General features: G+C 66.3%; 15 protein-coding genes. 8 read left to right on the forward strand and 7 right to left on the reverse strand.

What is annotated here, in order from left to right; genetic code table 11:
- Window positions 1-46: 46 nt before the first annotated feature.
- Both ACSC1S_RS16220 and ACSC1S_RS16225 read left to right on the forward strand, forming a co-directional pair.
- The gene (locus ACSC1S_RS16220; RefSeq protein WP_435319858.1) at window positions 47-292 is read left to right on the forward strand and encodes a sulfurtransferase TusA family protein; all 246 of its coding nucleotides are present in this window, start codon (window positions 47-49) and stop codon (window positions 290-292) included.
- Window positions 293-295: 3 nt separating this feature from the next.
- The gene (locus ACSC1S_RS16225; protein WP_435365199.1) at window positions 296-886 is read left to right on the forward strand and encodes a DsrE/DsrF/DrsH-like family protein; all 591 of its coding nucleotides are present in this window, start codon (window positions 296-298) and stop codon (window positions 884-886) included.
- Window positions 887-938: 52 nt separating this feature from the next.
- Here ACSC1S_RS16225 and ACSC1S_RS16230 read toward each other — a convergent pair whose 3' ends face one another.
- Together ACSC1S_RS16230 and ACSC1S_RS16235 are read right to left on the reverse strand one after the other, a co-directional pair.
- On the reverse strand, window positions 939-1,184 hold the full coding sequence (locus ACSC1S_RS16230; RefSeq protein ID WP_435365200.1) for a hypothetical protein: 246 nt from the start codon (window positions 1,182-1,184) through the stop codon (window positions 939-941).
- Between the two features lie 156 nt (window positions 1,185-1,340).
- The gene (locus ACSC1S_RS16235; protein ID WP_435365201.1) at window positions 1,341-2,021 is read right to left on the reverse strand and encodes a TetR/AcrR family transcriptional regulator; all 681 of its coding nucleotides are present in this window, start codon (window positions 2,019-2,021) and stop codon (window positions 1,341-1,343) included.
- 150 nt (window positions 2,022-2,171) lie between these two features.
- On the opposite strand from ACSC1S_RS16235, the gene ACSC1S_RS16240 reads away from it, so the two are divergent.
- Together ACSC1S_RS16240 and ACSC1S_RS16245 are read left to right on the forward strand one after the other, a co-directional pair.
- Window positions 2,172-5,645: an MMPL family transporter gene (locus ACSC1S_RS16240; RefSeq protein WP_435365202.1), complete on the forward strand. Its 3,474-nt coding sequence runs from the start codon at window positions 2,172-2,174 to the stop codon at window positions 5,643-5,645.
- A gap of 655 nt (window positions 5,646-6,300) precedes the next feature.
- Complete coding sequence (locus tag ACSC1S_RS16245) at window positions 6,301-6,531, forward strand: hypothetical protein (protein WP_435365203.1); 231 nt, start codon at window positions 6,301-6,303, stop codon at window positions 6,529-6,531.
- Window positions 6,532-6,957: 426 nt separating this feature from the next.
- Here the strand turns inward: ACSC1S_RS16245 and ACSC1S_RS16250 are convergent, their stop codons facing one another.
- Together ACSC1S_RS16250 and ACSC1S_RS16255 are read right to left on the reverse strand one after the other, a co-directional pair.
- Complete coding sequence (locus tag ACSC1S_RS16250; RefSeq protein WP_435365204.1) at window positions 6,958-7,545, reverse strand: hypothetical protein; 588 nt, start codon at window positions 7,543-7,545, stop codon at window positions 6,958-6,960.
- A 148-nt stretch (window positions 7,546-7,693) separates the two neighbouring features.
- The gene (locus tag ACSC1S_RS16255) at window positions 7,694-9,475 is read right to left on the reverse strand and encodes a vWA domain-containing protein (RefSeq protein ID WP_435365205.1); all 1,782 of its coding nucleotides are present in this window, start codon (window positions 9,473-9,475) and stop codon (window positions 7,694-7,696) included.
- A gap of 111 nt (window positions 9,476-9,586) precedes the next feature.
- On the opposite strand from ACSC1S_RS16255, the gene ACSC1S_RS16260 reads away from it, so the two are divergent.
- From ACSC1S_RS16260 to ACSC1S_RS16275, 4 genes are all read left to right on the forward strand, one after another.
- The gene (locus tag ACSC1S_RS16260; RefSeq protein ID WP_435365206.1) at window positions 9,587-9,907 is read left to right on the forward strand and encodes a DUF5783 family protein; all 321 of its coding nucleotides are present in this window, start codon (window positions 9,587-9,589) and stop codon (window positions 9,905-9,907) included.
- Window positions 9,908-10,230: 323 nt separating this feature from the next.
- The gene (locus ACSC1S_RS16265; RefSeq protein WP_435365207.1) at window positions 10,231-10,599 is read left to right on the forward strand and encodes a NifU family protein; all 369 of its coding nucleotides are present in this window, start codon (window positions 10,231-10,233) and stop codon (window positions 10,597-10,599) included.
- Between the two features lie 73 nt (window positions 10,600-10,672).
- Window positions 10,673-12,202, forward strand: a complete 1,530-nt coding sequence (locus ACSC1S_RS16270; RefSeq protein ID WP_435365208.1) for a sulfatase family protein — start codon at window positions 10,673-10,675, stop codon at window positions 12,200-12,202.
- Between the two features lies 1 nt (window position 12,203).
- Window positions 12,204-13,241, forward strand: coding sequence for a lysylphosphatidylglycerol synthase transmembrane domain-containing protein (locus ACSC1S_RS16275; protein WP_435319871.1), 1,038 nt, complete (start codon window positions 12,204-12,206; stop codon window positions 13,239-13,241).
- Between the two features lie 15 nt (window positions 13,242-13,256).
- Here the strand turns inward: ACSC1S_RS16275 and ACSC1S_RS16280 are convergent, their stop codons facing one another.
- From ACSC1S_RS16280 to ACSC1S_RS16290, 3 genes are all read right to left on the reverse strand, one after another.
- The gene (locus ACSC1S_RS16280; protein WP_435365209.1) at window positions 13,257-14,177 is read right to left on the reverse strand and encodes a ketopantoate reductase family protein; all 921 of its coding nucleotides are present in this window, start codon (window positions 14,175-14,177) and stop codon (window positions 13,257-13,259) included.
- A 33-nt stretch (window positions 14,178-14,210) separates the two neighbouring features.
- Window positions 14,211-14,507, reverse strand: coding sequence for a DUF7130 family rubredoxin-like protein (locus ACSC1S_RS16285; RefSeq protein ID WP_435319873.1), 297 nt, complete (start codon window positions 14,505-14,507; stop codon window positions 14,211-14,213).
- A gap of 130 nt (window positions 14,508-14,637) precedes the next feature.
- On the reverse strand, window positions 14,638-18,183 hold the full coding sequence (locus ACSC1S_RS16290; RefSeq protein WP_435365210.1) for a DNA polymerase II large subunit: 3,546 nt from the start codon (window positions 18,181-18,183) through the stop codon (window positions 14,638-14,640).
- Window position 18,184: the final 1 nt, after the last annotated feature.

Genomic DNA, 18,184 nt, shown 5'->3' on the forward strand with positions numbered 1-18,184 from the left:
GATAGATATTTATTGTATAGCCCAATATTGTGGAGTACACGCAACAATGAGCACAGACATCAGCGTTACCGAGACCCTCGACGTGAAAGGAGAGAACTGCCCGATGCCCGTCGTCAAGACCAAGCAGGCCATCGACGACCTCGAAGTCGACGACGTGCTCGAAGTGGTCGCGACCGACTCCGGCAGCATGAGCGATATCGCCGGCTGGGCGGACACCACTCCCGGTGTCGAACTGGTCGCCCAGGAGGAAGGCGACGGCGTCTACACGCACTACGTGCGCAAGACCGAGTGAGCCATGAGCACCGATACTCCCGCATCACAGGACGCTGACGCCGCCGTCGACGATGACGACGCGGCCGACCTGCGGGCCCGCGTCGACGAGCTGGAACAACAGCTCGCCGACCTCGAGAGCGAGGTCGCCGACGACCAGCGGAAGATGGTCATCATCGCCACGAAAGGCACCCTCGACATGGCGTACCCGCCGCTCATCCTCGCGAGCACGGCGGCTGCCTTTGGCTGGGACGTGACCGTCTTCCACACGTTCTGGGGGCTGGACATCCTGCACAAGGAGCACTCCCAGAACCTCGGCCTGAGTGCGGTCGGCAACCCCAACATGCCGATGCCGAACGCCATCGCGGCGCTGCCCGGCATGGACCGCATGGCCACGAAGATGATGGAGAAGAAGATCGCGGACAACGACACCGCGACCATCCAGGAGCTCATCGATACGAGTCTGGACATGGGTGTGGAGTTCCAGGCCTGCCAGATGACCATCGACCTGATGGACTACGACGAGGACGACTTCTTCGACGGTGTGACCACCGGTGTGGGTGCCGCGAGCGCCCTCAGCGAGATGGGCGACGCGGACGTCCAGCTGCTGGTTTGAACCGTGCCGCCGACTCCCGTTCCACGTTTTGCGTGACCCACTCCCCGAGTGGTCACTCCCGCAGGACCGACCCGACAGCCAGTGCGACCCCCAGGAGCACGAACCCCGCCTGCAGGGTCTCGGTGAACGCCCGGAGCAGCGGACTGCCGACGAGCGACCGGAGGAACAGGGTGTAGGCGACGGCCGCGGCACAGCCGAGCGACAGCAACGCGCGAGAACCGAACCGGCTCCGGTACCCGATATACAGCAGTGCCGTGAGGAACAGCGAAAGCCCGGCTTCGGGGAGGGGGAACGACATCGTCTCGTGTGGTCGTTCGGTCGCGACCGGTTTCAATCAATTGACCGACTCACCGCTCGATACGTGCCAGCACGGCGCAGTGCCCGTCGAACTCTCGCCCTCGACGGTGAGCGAACCCCTGCGGAAACTGGGACGGGCGGTGCTGACGCCGGTCTGCTACTCCTGAATCGCGCCGTCGGGGAGCAACCGGTGTTGGATGTAGGACTCGGCCTCGGCGATGGCGGCGTCCCGGTCGAACGTCGCGGTCGCACCCCGGAAGATGGTCCCCATCCCGATGGTCACCAACATGTCCGCGACCTGGATGGCGTCCACCTCGCGGAAGACACCCTCGTCGATGCCGCGCTCGATGATACCCGCGAACGTGTCGCGGAACATCCCGTCCATCTCGGTGAAGCGCTCCCGGAACGCGGGTTCGTTGACGCCCTGGGCCCGGACCTCCACGAGTGGGCCACGCTCTATCGCGTTGTTCTCTCGAATCGGCGCGTCGGGTGGGACCTCGCCCGGGACCGCCTCGAGTATCTCGCTGGCGATGTCCTCGTCCATCGGGCCGGCGACCATCAACTGGACGTGGAGGCGCAGGTCCTCGACCGGGTCGTCGCTGAACCGGATGTCGAAGCCCGTCCCGAACTGCCCGAACATGAACTCCATGAACGAGAGCAACAGGTCGTCCTTCCCGTCGTAGAAGTGGTAGCAGGAGGACTTGCTCAGGCCGGCCTCGTCGGCGATACGCTGGATGGAGAGACCGGCGTAGCCGTACTCGCGCAGGGCACGGAACGTGGCGTGCATGATCTTCTCACGGGTGTCGGTCGGTTCGGCGGCGAAGGGCCCATCGCTCATACCGACCGAATATTCGGTCGGTCCGTAAAAACGTGCCGTGAGGCCTGCTCACGCGAGAGGAGCCGAAAGATTGATTACTTACCGAACGTTCGTTCGATGCATGTCTACCGAACGTTCGTTCAGTAACAGGTCGGGGGGGAGGGTCGACAGATGAGCCGACCCAGTCTCCCCGACCACATCACCGAGTACAGCAGACACGCCATCGCTGTCGTGCTCGTTCTGACGCTGGTCGTCGGGGCGGGCGTCCCCGCCATGGAGCAGTCGACCTCGCTGGAGCAGTACCAGGGCGGGACGGCCGAGAGCGACGCGCTCGACTACCTCGACGCGAACTTCTCCGCGGGTGAGGGGAACACCACGGTGGCCCAGATAATCGTGGAGGGCGACGACGTGCTCTCGAAGGAGAGCCTCGTGGAGACCCTCTCGTACCAGCAGGCTCTGCGCGCGAACGAGACGGTGAACGGGACCGTCGGGGACGACGGCATCCGGAGCGTCGCCGGCGTCGTTGCCACGACCGCCATCGCCGAGCAGCGCGCGGCCGACCTGCAGGACCGGCAGCACGAGCTGAACGAGACCAGTGCCGCGCTCCGGGAAGAACTCGCCAGACTCGAGGCGAACCCCAACGCGAGCGCGAGCGCCGCGTTCGCATCGGTCGACGCGAACAGTTCGGTGAACCTGACCGCCACGGACCAGGAGACGTTCGAGAACGCGACCCGGCAGCTCCGCAACGCCTCGAACGAGAGCCAGCGACAGGCCGCCTACCAGCTCGGGACGAAGGGAGTGCTCGCCGACGAGTACGAGACCCTGCGCGAGGACCGGGCGTCACTCGAATCGGGTATCGACCCGACGCTCGCAGCGCAGCAATCCCAGCTCGAATCGATGAACGAGAGTTCGGTCGAGGACGTGGTGTCGCAGGTCCTCGGCGGCGATTCCGGCGACGACGGGACCCCGGCGAGTGCCCCGAGCACCAGCCAGATGCTCCGGTTCATGCCCGCGGAGTACGAGCCAGGGAGCACGGAGGCCAACGCGACGCTCCTGCTCGTGAGCCAGCAGACCGACGCGGCCTCGTTCGCGCCGGGTGACGCACCCGCGGAGATCGTCGACTCCGAGCTGGCGATGCAGGAACTCGCCGACGCCCAGGACGGTGGGCTGACGTACCTCGTCTTCGGGGACGGCATCGTCGCCGACGAGGTGTCGGCCTCGATGGACGACAGCATCGCCATCGTCGGCCCGCTGGCGTTCCTGTTCGTCCTGGTCGTGCTGAGCATCACCTACCGGGACCTGCTCGACGTGGTGCTCGGGCTGGGGGGCGTCGTCACCGTCCTCGTCTGGACGTTCGGCGTGATGGGCTGGACCGGCATCGCGTTCAACCAGATGTTCATCATGATACTGGTGTTGCTCATCGGCCTCTCCATCGACTACGCCATCCACGTCGTGATGCGCTACCGCGAGGAGTTGAGCGACGACGCGGACGCCGGGCCACTCGGTGCGATGCGGACCAGTCTCGCGACCGTCGGTGGCGCGCTCGTCCTCGTGACGACGACCACCGTCGTCGGCTTCCTCTCGAACCTCACCAGCCCCATCGGGACCTTTCGAACGGTCGGTGTGGTCGCCGCGGTCGGCATCGCCTCGGCGCTGCTCGTCTTCGGCGTGCTGGTGCCCGCGGTGAAGCTCGAACTCGACACCTGGCTGGAGTCCCGGGGCTGGAACCGCCGGCTGCCCGCCTTCGGCACCGGGGGCGGCCGCTTCACCGAGGCCCTTCGCGTCGGCGAGATGGCCGCCCGTCGAGCCCCCGTCGTCATCCTCGCCGTGGCGCTCCTCCTCACGGCGGCCGGTGCCTACGGCGGCACGCAGGTCGAGACGAGCTTCAGCCAGGAGGACTTCCTCGCGGACGACCCTGCCGGGTGGATGCAGGACCTGCCCGACCCGCTGGCCCCCGGCGACTACCAGGCCCAGGAGGCCATGTCGGTCCTCAACGACCGCTTCGTCCGCGAGGACTCGAAGGCACAGATACTCGTCACGGACGACGTCACGAGTCCCGAAGCGCTCGACCGACTGGCCGAGGCCGCCGACGCCGCCGCCGAGAAGGACACCACGAGCAGGCTCTCGAACGGCGAGGCGGCCATCGACTCCCCCGTTCGCACGTTCGAGCGCGTCGCCGCGGAGAACGAGTCGTTCGCGGCGACGTTCGACGCGGCCGATACCGACGGCGACGGCGTGCCCGACGAGAACGTCAGTCTCGTCTACGACCAGCTGTACCGGGTCGCCCCCGACCAGGCCGGAGAGACCATCTACCGGACCGATTCGGGCGAGTACGAGGCGCTCCGGCTGGTCGTCTCCGTCGACGGCGACGCCGACGGCGAGACGGTGATGGAGCAGATGCGCGACGTGGCCGACATCGTCGACGGCGACGGGTCCGAGGCGGTCGCGACCGGGCAGGTCATCGTCGACCAGCTCACGCAGGAGCAACTCCTGACGACCGTCCTCCGGGGACTGGTCATCTCGCTCGTAGTCGTGACCATCATCCTGATGCTCGCGTACCGGGTCACCGAGGGGAGTGCCTCGCTGGGGGCGGTCACCGTCCTCCCGGTTGCGTTCACCCTGGCGTGGATTCTCGGGACGATGCACCTGCTCGACATCCCGTTCAACGTCGTCACCGGGCTGATAACCAGCCTGACCATCGGCATGGGCGTCGACTACAGCGTCCACGTCAGCGAGCGCTACAACCACGAACTCGCCGAACTCGGAGCGGCGCGGGAGGCGCTCGACGCCGCCGTCACCGGGACCGGCGGTGCCCTGGCGAGCAGTGCCGCGACGACCGCCGGCGGCTTCGGCGTCCTCACGGTCGCCATCCTCCCGTTCCTCCAGCAGTTCGGGTTCATCACCGCGCTGACCATCGTCTACGCCTTCGTCGCCAGCGTCGTCGTGCTCCCGAGCCTGCTCGTGCTCTGGACGCGGGTCGTCCACCCCGAGACGCTCGGACGCGAGGACGACGATGTCGAGCAGTCAGACTCCGACGAGCCAGAGGCGGCGACGGCGACCGGTCTGGAGGCGGTCGACGCCAACGGGCCCACCATCCATGCAGACCCGCTGGCGACGCGCACCCTCGACCAGACCCACGTCCGCCCGGGCCAGACGCTTCGCGTTCACCTCGCGGTCGAGGCCACCGACGACCGGCGGCTCGTCCTCCGTGACCGCGTCGTCGGGACCGAGACGGCCCTGGTGGACGTCTCACCCGAACCCACCCAGGCGATGGCCCACGATGGCGTCGTGTTCGTGGCGTGGGACGGTGCAGGGGATGGGGAGCGTCGCTGCACCTACGAGACGACCATTCCCCAGACCGCGACCGATGGGGACACCACCCGGTTCGCCGGGACTGTCGAGACGGCCGCCAGCCAGACGCACGTCGTGGGGGACGACAGCGTCCACGTCGTCTCGGACCTGTTCGAGCGCGTGGTGTCGCAGGGCCATGCGACCGATGCGGACCTCGCGGTCGCCGCGACCGCGTACGGGCAGGAGGAACTCACTGCAGCGCAGTTCGAGCGTCTCACCCGGGCATGGCTCCGAGTCGAGGGCGGGACCGACGAGGACGAACAGCCGGCACGACTCCCGACGTCGGCGGACTGAGGCCTGGAACCTGCTTCGGACGCGGTTTCGTCGCGCACCCGGTTCGACGAGTCGTGGCCGTCTTCGCAGGCCGGGTGTTCCTCGCGAACCCCGATTTAGTATCGTCGAATATAGTTTATCCAGTCGGCTGGTGTGGTCTGCACCGATCAGCGGAAGAGACCCATACGCTGGTCTGGCGGCCCATCGAAGCCGAAAACGGCTGGTGTCGGCATCTCTGTCAAAATGGTGAGGACGGGTATCGGCCGAGGTGGTTCGATGGGTCTCGCGGTCGACGCAGGGTACTCGACCGTCACCGACCCATCGACCATCGCTGTGGTTCCGCCAGTCACCAGGCCCAGGCCGCGCCACACCTGCGTAATTGCCAGATGCAGGTCGCGCCACACCCGCGAAGCACTACTCCCGCGTGCGAGCAGACCGGTGATTACTCGGGGCGAACCAGACCAGTACCCTCGAACTCGACCGAGAGTGGTCCGCTCCCTCTCTGCAGACACGGTTCGCATCCTGTTCTCGTGGGTTCACGGCCCGGACAGCTCCCTGCGGCGGGCAGCACTCGCCCATCACTGCTGCTGGACGACCGTGGTGACGGACGCCGAACAGAGGATGTGGGCGGATGCCAGTGCACCACACATATCAGCTTTCCCGCACAACAAGACGTATGGCATTCCCACTCGGGACGTCCTCGCCCCTCCTGGAGGCCCTTCGAGACGTGTTTCGCGATGTGTTCGAACACCAGTACGACGACGTGGTCATGTATGCCGACCGCGAGAGCGAGATCGTCCTCCACGAGGGGCCCGTCCGAATGCGTGGTGACGGCTGGCTCGAACTGCCGACTGGTCGGCTCATCTCCCCGGAGGCAGTCCACCACATCGACGTCCGGTCGGCGTGATCGACTGGGGCGAGTACCAGTGTTCTTTCCGCCGGAAACGAGACCCGGGAGTCCACACCAACGGTTCAGCAAGCATCGGTCGATCTGGAGAAGACACGTCCTGACGCCGACGACCCCCGGAGTAGTGCCCACAACGCACCCGGTCGGCCCGTCGTGCTCGCGACTCCAATCTGGACGTACACCCCGGGTCGAGACCGACTGCCAGCCACGCCGACGTTCACGACGGTCAGCGCCGACTTCGATCGATGACGGTGTTCCTGCGGAACCGATTCGGCGTGGAGAGAAGCCAGTGCGCGTCGAATCGGTAGTTCCCTCGATTCACCCCCAAACGGGTGATGAACCCCATTCCACTATACAGAATAGTGGCTGGTCGGCAGAGGCAGTGCTACGAAGCGCTGCTCTTCGACGACCTCGATAGCTTGTGCCTTATCGGCCAGCGTCGTCGTGTTCTCCCACTCGGAACAGCCCGACCCGGTCGTCGAGCGTCGCCACGAGCCACCCGGTCAGTCCCCCGGCAGGCAGCGTGAGCCAGGCACCGACCACGAGGCTGTACGAACTCGCGACCCCCGAGACCAGGAAGACCGCGACGAGCGCGTCGAGAACCCCCGTAACCGTGAGGAGCCCGCCGGGGAGGGAGCCGCCGGGGAGGTAGTGCGCGGCCGAGGACCAGAGAGAGAACGCCGGGCCGAACAGCAGGTGCGCCAGCAGAACAGTCGCCCCACCAAGTCCGGCACCGCTGTATCTCGCGCCGGGGGCGGGGTCGAAACTGTACCAGAGCCACGAGCCGACGACGAAGGTCGACACCGCGCTTATCAGGACCGTCGTCGTGAGGTCGACGACCCTGATTACGTCCAGATACAGGGAGAGAACGTCCACCAGTGCAGACCGTTCCGGCGCAGATTCGAGAGCAGTCAGCAGCGACAGAAGTAGTCCGAGACAGCCGACCGCGGCGATGGAGAACGCGAGGCCTGCACTCGCGGCCCGCCTGCCCCTTGCACTCGGCCAATCGACCATACCGGGGCAGATACGCAGGCAGACATTAGTTATTTTCATACACTTTCGGCGCGTCTTCTGGAAGCCGGAGGGGGACTCGGCCACGGGAACGGAGTGGGGCGAATGGTGGGTAGCGTAGGTCGAACCGTGGTTTCTCGCCCGTGAAACCCTACGAACGCGACCGGGGTGACAGCACCCGGAACAGCCGGGCGGTCGTCGACTCACCTGCCAGCTTTCGCAACACGTCGAGTTCCTGTTGCAATGCGTCGTCGCCGAGCGCGGTCATCTCGGACTCGAAGTGGTCCGAAAACGTGGTGAACCGCTGGCGGTACGTGGGGGAGACGGTGAGCGGGTCGGACTGGCGCTCCCACTTCCCGAGTTCGTACTCGGGGACCTCGATGCCCTCGGCGGGCGGGTCGCCGCCGGACTCGCGTTCGGCGACCATCCAGTTCTTCATGAGGTCGGCGTACCGGGTGAGGAGAACGGCCTTGCGGACCCCGGAGTTCGCGAACTGTTCGGGCCCGCCGTCGGGGAACTGGATGGTGGTCTCGGTGTTCCCTGAGTTGCCGGTCCGGTCCTCCCAGCTGGCCTGGAGGCGGAGCTGGCCCGAACCGCCGGTCTTCTTCACCTTCACGAGCACGACCCCGCCCTTCGTCTTACCCTCGGACGTGGGGGAGGCGAACAGCGTGTTCACCTGCATGAGCTGGCCGGTCGCCTCCTCGGCGGCACTGGAGCCGTACACCTTCTCTATCTCGTACCCGTCGGCGTCGAGTTCCAGCGAGAGGTCGAAGACCAGTGGCGTGACCATGTACTTGAACCCGTCCGTGACCCGTTCCTCGAACTGGTTCGCGGAGTGGACGGAGTAGTAGTTCGCGCCGCGGACGCTGGTTATCTGGTCGATGATGTCGGAGTTGAAGTCGACCCCGATGCCGACGAAGGTGCTGTGGACGTTCGCGTCGGCCTCGCGCGCGAGACGGTCTTTGAGGCTGTCCGCGCTGACGTCGCCGATGTTCGGCATGGCGTCCGTGAGGACGATCATCCGGTTCTCGTAGGTCGTCTGGTCGGCATCGCGGTAGGGTTCGAGGAGACCCGAGGCGTCGCTGAGACCCGCGGAGAGGTTGGTGCCCCCGGTGGCTTTGATGTCTTCGCGGATGTGGCCGCGGATGGCGTCCATGTCGGTCGTTTCGACCGGGTTCATCGGCTTCGCGACGGCGGCGGTGCTGTTGTAGAGGACGACCCCGAAGCGGTCGCCGGGGCGGAGTTGTTTGGTGAGGGAGGCGAGGGCGTCCTTCGCGACCTCTATCTTCGGGCGGTTACCTCCGTCCTCGACCTCCTGCTTGTTGCCGTACTGGTCGTAGTAGTACTGGCTGAACGGCGACCCCATCGACCCGGAGATGTCGAGGACGACCACGAGGTTCAGGCGCTTGCGGTCGAAGTCACTCGCGTCGAGGCCGGAGTTCAGGCCGACCGAGAGGTAGCGCTCGGTCTCGCCCGAGAGCGGGTCGGCGGTGATTGCAGGCGAGTAGGAGGGACAGAACAGCGACTCGCAGGGCTTCGAGGAGCCGGTGTCGAAGTAGTAGTCGTAGAACAGCCCTTCGTACGAGAGGTCCGAGGGGATGGGCAGGTAGCCCTCCTCGACGTTCTGGCGGAAGTTGTTCACGTCCTTCGCGCCACCGGCTGCGAGGCCGACCGACCCGCCGCTCTGGGTCGAGGTGGCCATGGCGGTCGCACCACCCGAGCCGCCGCCTCCGCCACCGGCATCTCCCTGTGCCTGGCTCGGGTCGTACTGCCAGTCGTCGACGAGGCTGCCGGGCGGGGCGGTCGTCGGCAGGTCGTCATCGTCGTCGGTTCGCGGGCCGGTACCCGGGAAGACCTGCGAACAGCCGGCGATGGCGGTTGCGGCTGCGGTCGTGGCGAGCGAGAGGAACGCTCTGCGATTTCGCGGGGACATACAGGTATAGAGGCGAACAAACCGCATAACGTGTGGGCTAGCTGAAACGAGGGTTTCACCGTGACGCAACAAAACGCCCCACTTTTGTCGAGGCTGGTCGTTCCTCCGAGTATGCAAGACCTCGACCCCGAAACCTTCGAGGAGGAGAAGTACGTCGAGTACTTCCCGCGCCTCCAGCAGGCGTACAAGAACGCGTTCAACACGTTCAACGAGAAGTACGACTCACAGCTCATCCACGGCATCGACCAGCAGGTGCTCAACGAGTCCGAACCGCACTACGAGGGCGACGGCGAGTTCACCATCGAACTGCCGGAAGACCCGTACGACCGGCTCACGGCGGTCGTCGTCGACGAGGAGAAGTTCGACGCCATCCTCTCGGAGTACCTCGACGAGATAGAGTCAGAACTGCGTCGGGTCTTCAACATCCGTTAGGAGCGCGGTCGAATCGGCGGTTCCGGTCTGGAGCCGGTGCGGTCAGAAGTCCCGCCCGGTGGCCTCTTCCGCGACCTCTTCGACACCCTCGGAGAGGGCCTCCTCGGTGCCGCCCTCCATGTATCCCTCTACCATCTCCATCAGTACGTTGAGCAGTCCCATAGTTATCCTGTAGTCAATCCACTCTCGCTTAAGTGTTCGGTGTTCGTGAACGTCTTGCACGGTGTGAGGTCGTGGAACCGGGGCTGACGGGGTCGAGTGCCGGGGACCCGAGACGACCCGGGTGCGCAAGGTTTAGGGACAGTGACTCCCAAGCCCTATTCATGAGTACCGACGCTCAGAAGGGCGACGACCTCGAGGAACGAGTCACCAACTTCCTCCGTCGCAACTTCCCACAGATTCAGATGCACGGGGGTAGCGCGGCCATCCAGGACCTCGACCGGGAATCCGGTGAGGTCACCATCCTGCTCGGCGGTGCCTGCTCCGGGTGTGGCATCTCGCCGATGACCATCCAGGCCATCAAGTCCCGTATGGTCAAGGAAATTCCCGAGATCACCGCGGTCCACGCCGAGACCGGCATGGGCGGCGAGGGCGGCCACGGCGGCGGCGATGGCGGCATGTCGCCGTCGTTCCCCGGCGAGACCGTCGACGACGACGCAGAGAACGACGAAGGCCCGCAGGCCCCGTTCTAAACTCGTTCTTCCCCGTTTGCATCTGCTCGGCAAAAACAACAGTACTTAGTCTCCGGTCCCCCCGAGCACCTGTATGGAACGCACCGAGACGGCCGGGCAGAACGTCCTCTTCGTCGTGATGGACACGGTGCGAAAGGACCACCTGTCCGTCTACGGGTACGACCGCCCGACGACGCCAGGACTGGAGGCGTTCGCCGAGGAGGCAGCCGTCTACGAGCAGGCCGTCGCGCCCGCCCCGTGGACGCTGCCGGTTCACGCCTCGCTGTTCACCGGCCTGTACCCGAGTCAGCACGGTGCCAGCCAGGAGAACCCGTACCTTGAGGGGGCGACGACGCTCGCCCAGACGCTCTCGGACACGCACCAGAGCGCCTGTTACTCCTCGAACGCCTGGATCACGCCTTACACGCACCTGACCGACGGTTTCGACGACCAGGACAACTTCTTCGAGGTCATGCCCGGCGACTTCCTCTCCGGGCCGATGGCGAAGGCCTGGAAGACGATGAACGACAACGACAGGCTCCGCAAGATCGCGGACTGGCTCGTCTCGGTGGGCAACATGGCCCACGAGTACCTCGCGTCGGGCGAGGGTGCCGACTCGAAGACCCCACAGGTCATCGACCAGTCCAAGAAGTTCATCGACTCGGCGGACGGCAACTGGTTCCAGTTCGTCAATCTGATGGACGCCCACCTGCCGTACCACCCACCGGAGAAGTACCGCGAGGAGTTCGCCCCCGGCGCGGACCCACAGGAGGTCTGCCAGAACTCCAAGGAGTACAACTGCGGGGCCCGCGACATCGACGACGACGAGTGGGACGACATCCAGGGCCTCTACGACGCCGAGATTCGCCACATCGACGCCGAACTCCAGCGCCTGTTCGACTGGATGAAGGCCGAAGGCCACTGGGAGGACACCCTCGTCGTGGTCTGTGCGGACCACGGCGAACTGTTCGGCGAGCACGACCTGTACGGCCACGAGTTCTGTATCTACGACCCGCTCGTGAACGTCCCGTGTATGGTCAAGCACCCCGACATCGAGCCAGGTCGCTACGACCAGCAACTCGAACTCGTCGACCTCTACCACACCGTCCTCGACCACGCAGGTGTCGAACACGGCGACGAGCAGGCGGTCGACCTCGACCCCGCGCGGTCGCTGCTCTCGGACTCACACCGCGAGGGCGTCGTGCCGCCACGGACCGACGCGGCTGACACCGAAGACGTTGACTTTGGCGAGTACGCGTTCGTGGAGTACTACCGCCCCGTCGTCGAGCTCAAACAGCTCGAACAAAAGGCCAGCGGTGCGGGTATCACGCTCGAGACAGACTCGCGGTTCTACTCGCGGATGCGCGCCGCCCGTCGGCTCGACGGGAAGTACATCCGGAACGAGCGCATCACCGACGAGTTCTACCGCATCGACGAGGACCCCGGCGAGACCGACGACCGCATCGCGGACGACGACCCCGTCAAAGACGAGGTCGAGGCGACCCTCTCCGAGTTCGAGGAGTTGGTCGGCGGCGAGTGGAAGGAGGTCGACGACGACGACGTCCTCGGTGACATGAGCGACGACGCGAAAGACAGACTGCAGGACCTCGGGTACATCGAATAACGTGACGGACCAGAAGGGCGGGTCGTTTGCCGAGATGTTCGGCCGACAGACCCTCGTGAAGATGGGGGTGGGCTTCGTCATCGCCCTCGTCCTCGTCTACCTGCTCGGCACCGTCGTCGGGTGGGAGGAGACCATCACGGAGGTCCGGGAGGCCGACCCGGCGTGGATCGCCCTCGGCTGTCTCTCGACCCTGCTCTGTCTGATGATGTGGGGGCGTGCCTGGCAGATCGTCCTGGGCGTCGGCGGCATCAAGGTGCCGTACCACAAGCTCGTCGTGACGTACTTCGCGGCGACGTTCGCCAACTACGTCACCCCCCTGGGCCAGGCCGGCGGTGAGCCGTTCATCGCGTACGTCCTCTCGCGGGACACCGACGCGGACTACGAGCAGAGCCTCGCGAGCGTCGTCACCGCGGACCTGCTGAACCTGCTCCCCTTCTTCAACTTCGCCGCCGTCGGGGTCGCGTACCTCGTGTTCCAGTCGTCGTTCCAGGGGTCGGAGACCGTCGACAACCTCGTCCTCGGCCTCGGCGCGCTGGCGGTCGGCGTCCCGGCCATCGTCTGGGCGGGCTGGCGACACCGGACCGGGGTCGAGGAGGCGGTCGTCCGTATCATCACCCCACTCTCCCGGCTCACCAGCCGCATCAGCGCCGATGGCATCCGCAACCGCATCGAACGCTTCTATACGGCCATCGAGCGCATCGCGGCCGAACCACGGGCGCTGGCGCGGGCGCTCGGCTACGCCTACCTCGGCTGGTTCTTCTTCACCATCCCGATGTACACCGCGGTCCGGGCGACCGGCGCGGACATGAACGCCATCCTCGTGTTCTTCATCGTGCCTGCCTCGACCATCGCCGGGCTGGTTCCCACGCCGGGTGGCCTGGGCGCGGTCGAGGGCGCGCTCACGGTGTTGCTCTCGCAGGTGGCAGGGCTCTCACAGAGCAGCGGACTGGCCGTCGCGACGCTCTACCGCGTCGAGAGCTACCTGTTCGCGCTGCTCGTCGGCGGTATCGCGGCGCTGTGGGTGACGATTCGCGCCTGAAAAGCGTCGTCGAGCTCAGTCCGGCCGCAGTCCGCGTCCTTCCTCCCACACCCGGAGCAGCCGGGTCGTCGTCTCACAGACCGGGACCGAGACGTGGGCGTCCGGGATTCGGGCGGCCTGCTCGACCACGTAGCCGGTGATAGCGTCGACCTCGGTCCGCTTCACGTCGTGGATGTCCTGGCGCATCGAGGAGGTGTTGGCGGCGGTGGCCTCGGCGACGGCCTCGACCGCCGCGACGGCCTCCCGGTTCGAGAGCGACACGTCGTGGCCGCGGGCGACCCGGGCGGTCTCTTTCGCCGCCGTCGCCGCGAGGCCGTGTGCCTCGCCGCCGAGGAGGTCGCCGTTGTCCACGTCGGCGAGCGCAGTCACCGTGTTGATGCCCGCGTTCACCGCCAGTTTCTCCCAGAGTCGCCGGGGCATGTCAGCCGCGAGTTCCGCGACCAGTCCGCCCTCGGTGAAGGCGGTTTCGAGCTCGGCGTCTTTCGGTCCGGTCCCGCCCTCGTGCGGGCCGAACACGACCTCGCCGACACCGGTGCATTCGACGACCCTCGGCTCGCGCAGGACTGCGCCGTAGGTGACCGTCCCGGCGTACACCGGGCAGTCGAGCTGACGGGCGAGCGTCGCCTCGTTGCCCATCCCGTTCTGGAACGAACAGACCGACCCGAGGTCGCAGTCGGCGAGGTCGCGGGCCGCATCGGCGGTGTCGAACGCTTTCACCGTGACGATGGCGAGGTCGGCCGACAGGTCAGCCGCGTCGGTGGTCGCTCCCACGTCGACCGTGAACTCGTCGTCGGGCGTGATCACCCGGAGTCCCGACTCGCGGACCGCCGAGACGTGCGGGTCGCGGCCAACCAGCGTCACGTCGTGGCCGTGGTGGCCGAGGAGACCCCCGACGAGGCTCCCGAGGCTCCCCGCCCCGTAGATACAGATACGCATACCGGCCCCTCCGCGGGGCGGCGGCAAAAACAGCTAGTCTTCGGTCCAGTAGTAGATGTCCTCCTTGCTCGTACCGCAGTTGGGGCAGTTGTCGGGGATGTCGCTGTCCAGGCGCCCCATCTCGCCGCACTCCCAGCAGCGCCACATCAGCTCGCCCTCACCGAACTCGTGGCCCGCCCGGATGTGCTCGATGCTCATCCCCTCGATACCCTCCTCCGCGGTGACGTAGAAGCCGTGCTCGTCGAACCCGCGGATGGTCCCGACCTTCGTGCCGTCCTCTGTGTAGATGTCGGTGCCGAACCGGAGCTTCGTCTGCTGGCTCTCGCTCATACTGTGGTAGACGGTTGCAAGGGGCTTAAAACAGAGTGCTAACATAGGATGGCCCCGATGCCTGCCAGTGGTTACGTCCATTCAACCCTGATTTCTAAAGTGATTTTACCGGCCCGAGAACGCCGTAGCGTCACATGAAGTCCGCGATGCCCGACTGCTTGTTCTTGTCGTTCTCGAAGATGGAGTTCAACGCCTTCTCCAGCTTCTCGAGGCGCTGTTTCGTGTAGTTCCGGCAGCCGAAGTCGTCGGCGACGTTGATAGCCGTCTGCATGTACTTGTTCACCGAGCCCTGGTGGACCGTGAGGTTCACCCGGCCGCCGCACTCCCGGCAATCCCCGGTCAGGGGCATCCGCCGGTACTTCTCGCCGCAGTCGAGACACCGCGTCTCCTGTCGGGAGAAGGCGCGCAGGTTCCCGATGAGGTCCGGCAGGAAGTGCCCCTCGATGATGCGCTCTGCCACGTCCGTCTCGTCGACCGACCGGAGTTTTCGGGACAGGAGGAGCTGGGCGTCCATCTTGTCTTGCATCGACCCGAGCGTCTTGTACGCCGACAGCGCCGGCCCGAGGTGGATGTTGGTCGTGTCGTGGGTGTGTGCGAACTCGGTGTACTCGCGGTCCGTGCCGAGTGTCTCCTCGGCTATCTTCATGATGTCCTCGACGTCGTCCGGGTCCGCCATCTCCCGGGTCGCCTCGTAGAACTCCCGCGGGTACTCCCACATGATGTCCATGTTGTGCGCCTCGTCGTCGATCTCCGAGGGGTCGATGCGGCTGGACATGACGAGCGGGGCGTCCATCTTCCCGCCGCGCTTGTCAGGGAGGAAGGACTTGCTAAAATTCAAAAGTCCATCGAGCAATAGCATGACGCAGTCTTCGTCGCCGTCACAGTTCCGGCGCTTAGCTGCGTGGAAGTACGGATGGGCGTAGCCCACAGCCGCACTCGTGAACCCGACCACACGCCCCACGGTCGCGGCTGAGGTGTGGGGTGCCATCCCGAAGACGAGTTCGCCGATGAGTTCCTCGCGGTCGTCCATCTCGTAGAACGGTTCGACGCCGTAGTAGGATTCGAGGAGGTCGTCGACGAAGTCGGCGGTCTTGAGCATGTGTTCGGCCGCGCCGTCGGAGAGGACGATGTCCTGCACCTTGAGTTCGACCAGCTGGTCGTCGTGGCGCAGGGGTTCGCCGTGGATGTCCTCCTCGTAGCCGAGGCCGCGGAACTGGTCGGCGGTGGCGTCGAGTTCGACCGGCCGGACCGACGTGACGGGCAGGTCGGTCATGTCGTATCGGACCGTGCCGTCCTTGAACGAGGTGACGCCGTGTTTCGCGCGGAGGACGCCCTTCTCCATGGGTTCGGGGGTCTTGTTCGCCGACATGAGACCCTTGGCACCCTTGAGAATCTTGAAGGCGTTCTCGCGCTCGCCGACTGCATCGAGGGCGTCCCAGTACTCTGCCTTGATGTCGATTTCGGTGACGTCGACGCTGGTACCGTCGCGCTCACAGCGGTCGCAGTAGACGCGGCCGGCCTCGTCGGGTTCGAGTTCCTGCTCGCAGGACGGGCACCAGTAGTACGGTTCGGTGCGGGCGTCGCACTCCGGGCAGCGGACCTTGAAGCTGTGTTCGCCGCACTGGGTGCACTCGCGGTCGCCGACCTGTGCTTCGATGACGCCGGGGGTCGAGCGCATGTCGGGGGCGTGTTTCGCGGCCTCGGCGACCGAGCGCTGGCTGCCACCGGCTTCGCCGACCGGGAACAGGGTGTGGACCGCGGGCGAGAGGTCGCGTGATTCGGACTTCTCCGGGCGGCCCATCCGGGTTCCGATGCGGGTCGGGGCGCGCTCCTGGACCTCGAAGGGGGCGACCTCGTTGACCGCTTTCACCGCGTTACCGCCGCCGTCCCACTGGCGGGCTTCGGGAGAGAGGTCGGCGAGGGTCCACGGCTTCTCGAGGTCGCGGGTGAGGCCGAGACTCCGGACGAAGGGGACCCAGTCGCGCACGAGGAGTTCCTCCTCGGTCTGGGTGTGCTGGAGGAGCATGTGTTCTGCAGTCTCGCGGATGGCATCCGAACTGGGGATGTGCAGGGTACCGTCCTCGACGAAGCCGTCGGCGACCGCCTCGGCGAGTTCCGCGAACTGCTCGACGCCGATGTCGTGCCAGAGGTAGGTGTACTTCGGGTGCAGCGGCGCGTCGTAGGCGTCGGCCCAGTCGAGCGCCTCCTCGGCGCTGGGGTCCGCGAGGTCGACGTGGGGCGAGTCTTCGAGCGCCTGGACGTTGCAGTCGGTCGCGGCGAGGTCCTGTCGCCACCACTCGACGGTGTAGGAGGCCGGGGCGAGGGGATGGTTGTTCTCGACGAACTCGCCGAAGTTGACGAGGTACTCCCCGGCGTCGATGATCTTCTCCACGCCGTTGCGGACTTCGAGCGCCTCCTCGGGGTCGTCGATGCGGCGGACGTCGCCGTTGGCGAGGCGTACCGTGGGTCCCTCGATGCTGTCGACGGGGACAACACCGGCGGCCTTCCCGGGTCGTTCGGTCTTTATCTGGGTGCCCGTCGCGAGGAAGTCGTCGACGAGGTGCATCGTCGCGGGGTGGACGCCCGCGGTCGCGAACCCGTGGTTGCGCGAGCGGCCGTAGCGCAGGCGAAAGGCCCCGGCGCTGCAGGGGTGGCCGAAGACGGGGCGGCCCGCGATGAGGTCGCGCAGGTACTTCGTTGCGGGTTCGACGCGGGGCGGCCCGGTGGGGCCTGTCGGTTCCGGCTCGTCTCCCTCGGCCTCCTGGTCGGCTTCGCCGTCGGCGGCCTCCGCGTCGTCGGCGTCGTCGCTCTCGTCTTCCTCCCCGTGGTCGTCGTCGTAGTAGGTGCCGTCGATGAGGTCCTGGAGCCACGGCCAGTCGACCTCGTCGAGGTTCTTCGTGTAGCGCTGGATCTTCGGGGCCTTGAGCGCGATACCCTCTGCGAGGACGAGACACATCCCACCGCGGGCGGAGTTCGTGTCGACGCGCTCGAGGTCCCGGTAGCCGGAGACCTCCTCGTCGCCGGTCGCCTCCCCGTCCAGCATGATGGGCATGTGCTTGGCGATGAACTTCGTCTCCTTGTCCTTCGGCGAGTACTGGAGGCCGGTCTCCTTGTCGTACAGGCCGATCTCCTCGGCGTAGCGCTCGACCTCCTCGGTGCGAGCTTTGAACTCGTCGATGTCGAGCAGTGCGCGGGCGTAGTCGGCCACGAGCACGGAGAGCGCCTGGGCGGTCCCACCCGCCGAGCGAATCGGGCCGGCGTAGTAGACGTTGACGAACTCGGTCCCGTCGTCGTTCTGGAGCAACTCGACGCGGTCGATACCCTCGATGGGGGCCGCGACGACCCCCTCGGTGAGGAGCGCGACCGCGGTCCGGACCGCGCCCTCGATCTTCCCTTCGCGGGTCTCGTAGTCACCGACTGCGCCCTCGACGAAGTCAGTGACGAGTTCGAGCGCGGCCTCCTCACGGCTCATCTCGCCTTCGAGTTCGCGCACGCGCTCTGCGACCCCGTCGATGCCGAGGATGTTCTCGACGCGGTCCGCCATGTCGCGCGCGGTCGGAATCTCGACCTCGGGCTCGGGGTCGCCGCCGCGCTGTTTGGCGCGCTCGGCGAGCTCGAACGCCTCGTCGAGACGGGATTCGATGCGCTCGAAGTAGCGCTCGTCTTCCTCGCGCATT

Source organism: Haloarchaeobius pelagicus (assembly GCF_051207375.1).
Classification (GTDB): domain Archaea; phylum Halobacteriota; class Halobacteria; order Halobacteriales; family Natrialbaceae; genus Haloarchaeobius.

Coding starts and splice junctions, on each gene's coding strand:
- ACSC1S_RS16220 (WP_435319858.1), top strand. CDS start 47: ATGAGCACAGACATCAGCGTTACCGAGACCCTCGACGTGAAAGGAGAG.
- ACSC1S_RS16225 (WP_435365199.1), top strand. CDS start 296: ATGAGCACCGATACTCCCGCATCACAGGACGCTGACGCCGCCGTCGAC.
- ACSC1S_RS16230 (WP_435365200.1), bottom strand. CDS start 1,184: ATGTCGTTCCCCCTCCCCGAAGCCGGGCTTTCGCTGTTCCTCACGGCA.
- ACSC1S_RS16235 (WP_435365201.1), bottom strand. CDS start 2,021: ATGAGCGATGGGCCCTTCGCCGCCGAACCGACCGACACCCGTGAGAAG.
- ACSC1S_RS16240 (WP_435365202.1), top strand. CDS start 2,172: ATGAGCCGACCCAGTCTCCCCGACCACATCACCGAGTACAGCAGACAC.
- ACSC1S_RS16245 (WP_435365203.1), top strand. CDS start 6,301: ATGGCATTCCCACTCGGGACGTCCTCGCCCCTCCTGGAGGCCCTTCGA.
- ACSC1S_RS16250 (WP_435365204.1), bottom strand. CDS start 7,545: ATGGTCGATTGGCCGAGTGCAAGGGGCAGGCGGGCCGCGAGTGCAGGC.
- ACSC1S_RS16255 (WP_435365205.1), bottom strand. CDS start 9,475: ATGTCCCCGCGAAATCGCAGAGCGTTCCTCTCGCTCGCCACGACCGCA.
- ACSC1S_RS16260 (WP_435365206.1), top strand. CDS start 9,587: ATGCAAGACCTCGACCCCGAAACCTTCGAGGAGGAGAAGTACGTCGAG.
- ACSC1S_RS16265 (WP_435365207.1), top strand. CDS start 10,231: ATGAGTACCGACGCTCAGAAGGGCGACGACCTCGAGGAACGAGTCACC.
- ACSC1S_RS16270 (WP_435365208.1), top strand. CDS start 10,673: ATGGAACGCACCGAGACGGCCGGGCAGAACGTCCTCTTCGTCGTGATG.
- ACSC1S_RS16280 (WP_435365209.1), bottom strand. CDS start 14,177: ATGCGTATCTGTATCTACGGGGCGGGGAGCCTCGGGAGCCTCGTCGGG.
- ACSC1S_RS16285 (WP_435319873.1), bottom strand. CDS start 14,507: ATGAGCGAGAGCCAGCAGACGAAGCTCCGGTTCGGCACCGACATCTAC.
- ACSC1S_RS16290 (WP_435365210.1), bottom strand. CDS start 18,183: ATGCGCGAGGAAGACGAGCGCTACTTCGAGCGCATCGAATCCCGTCTC.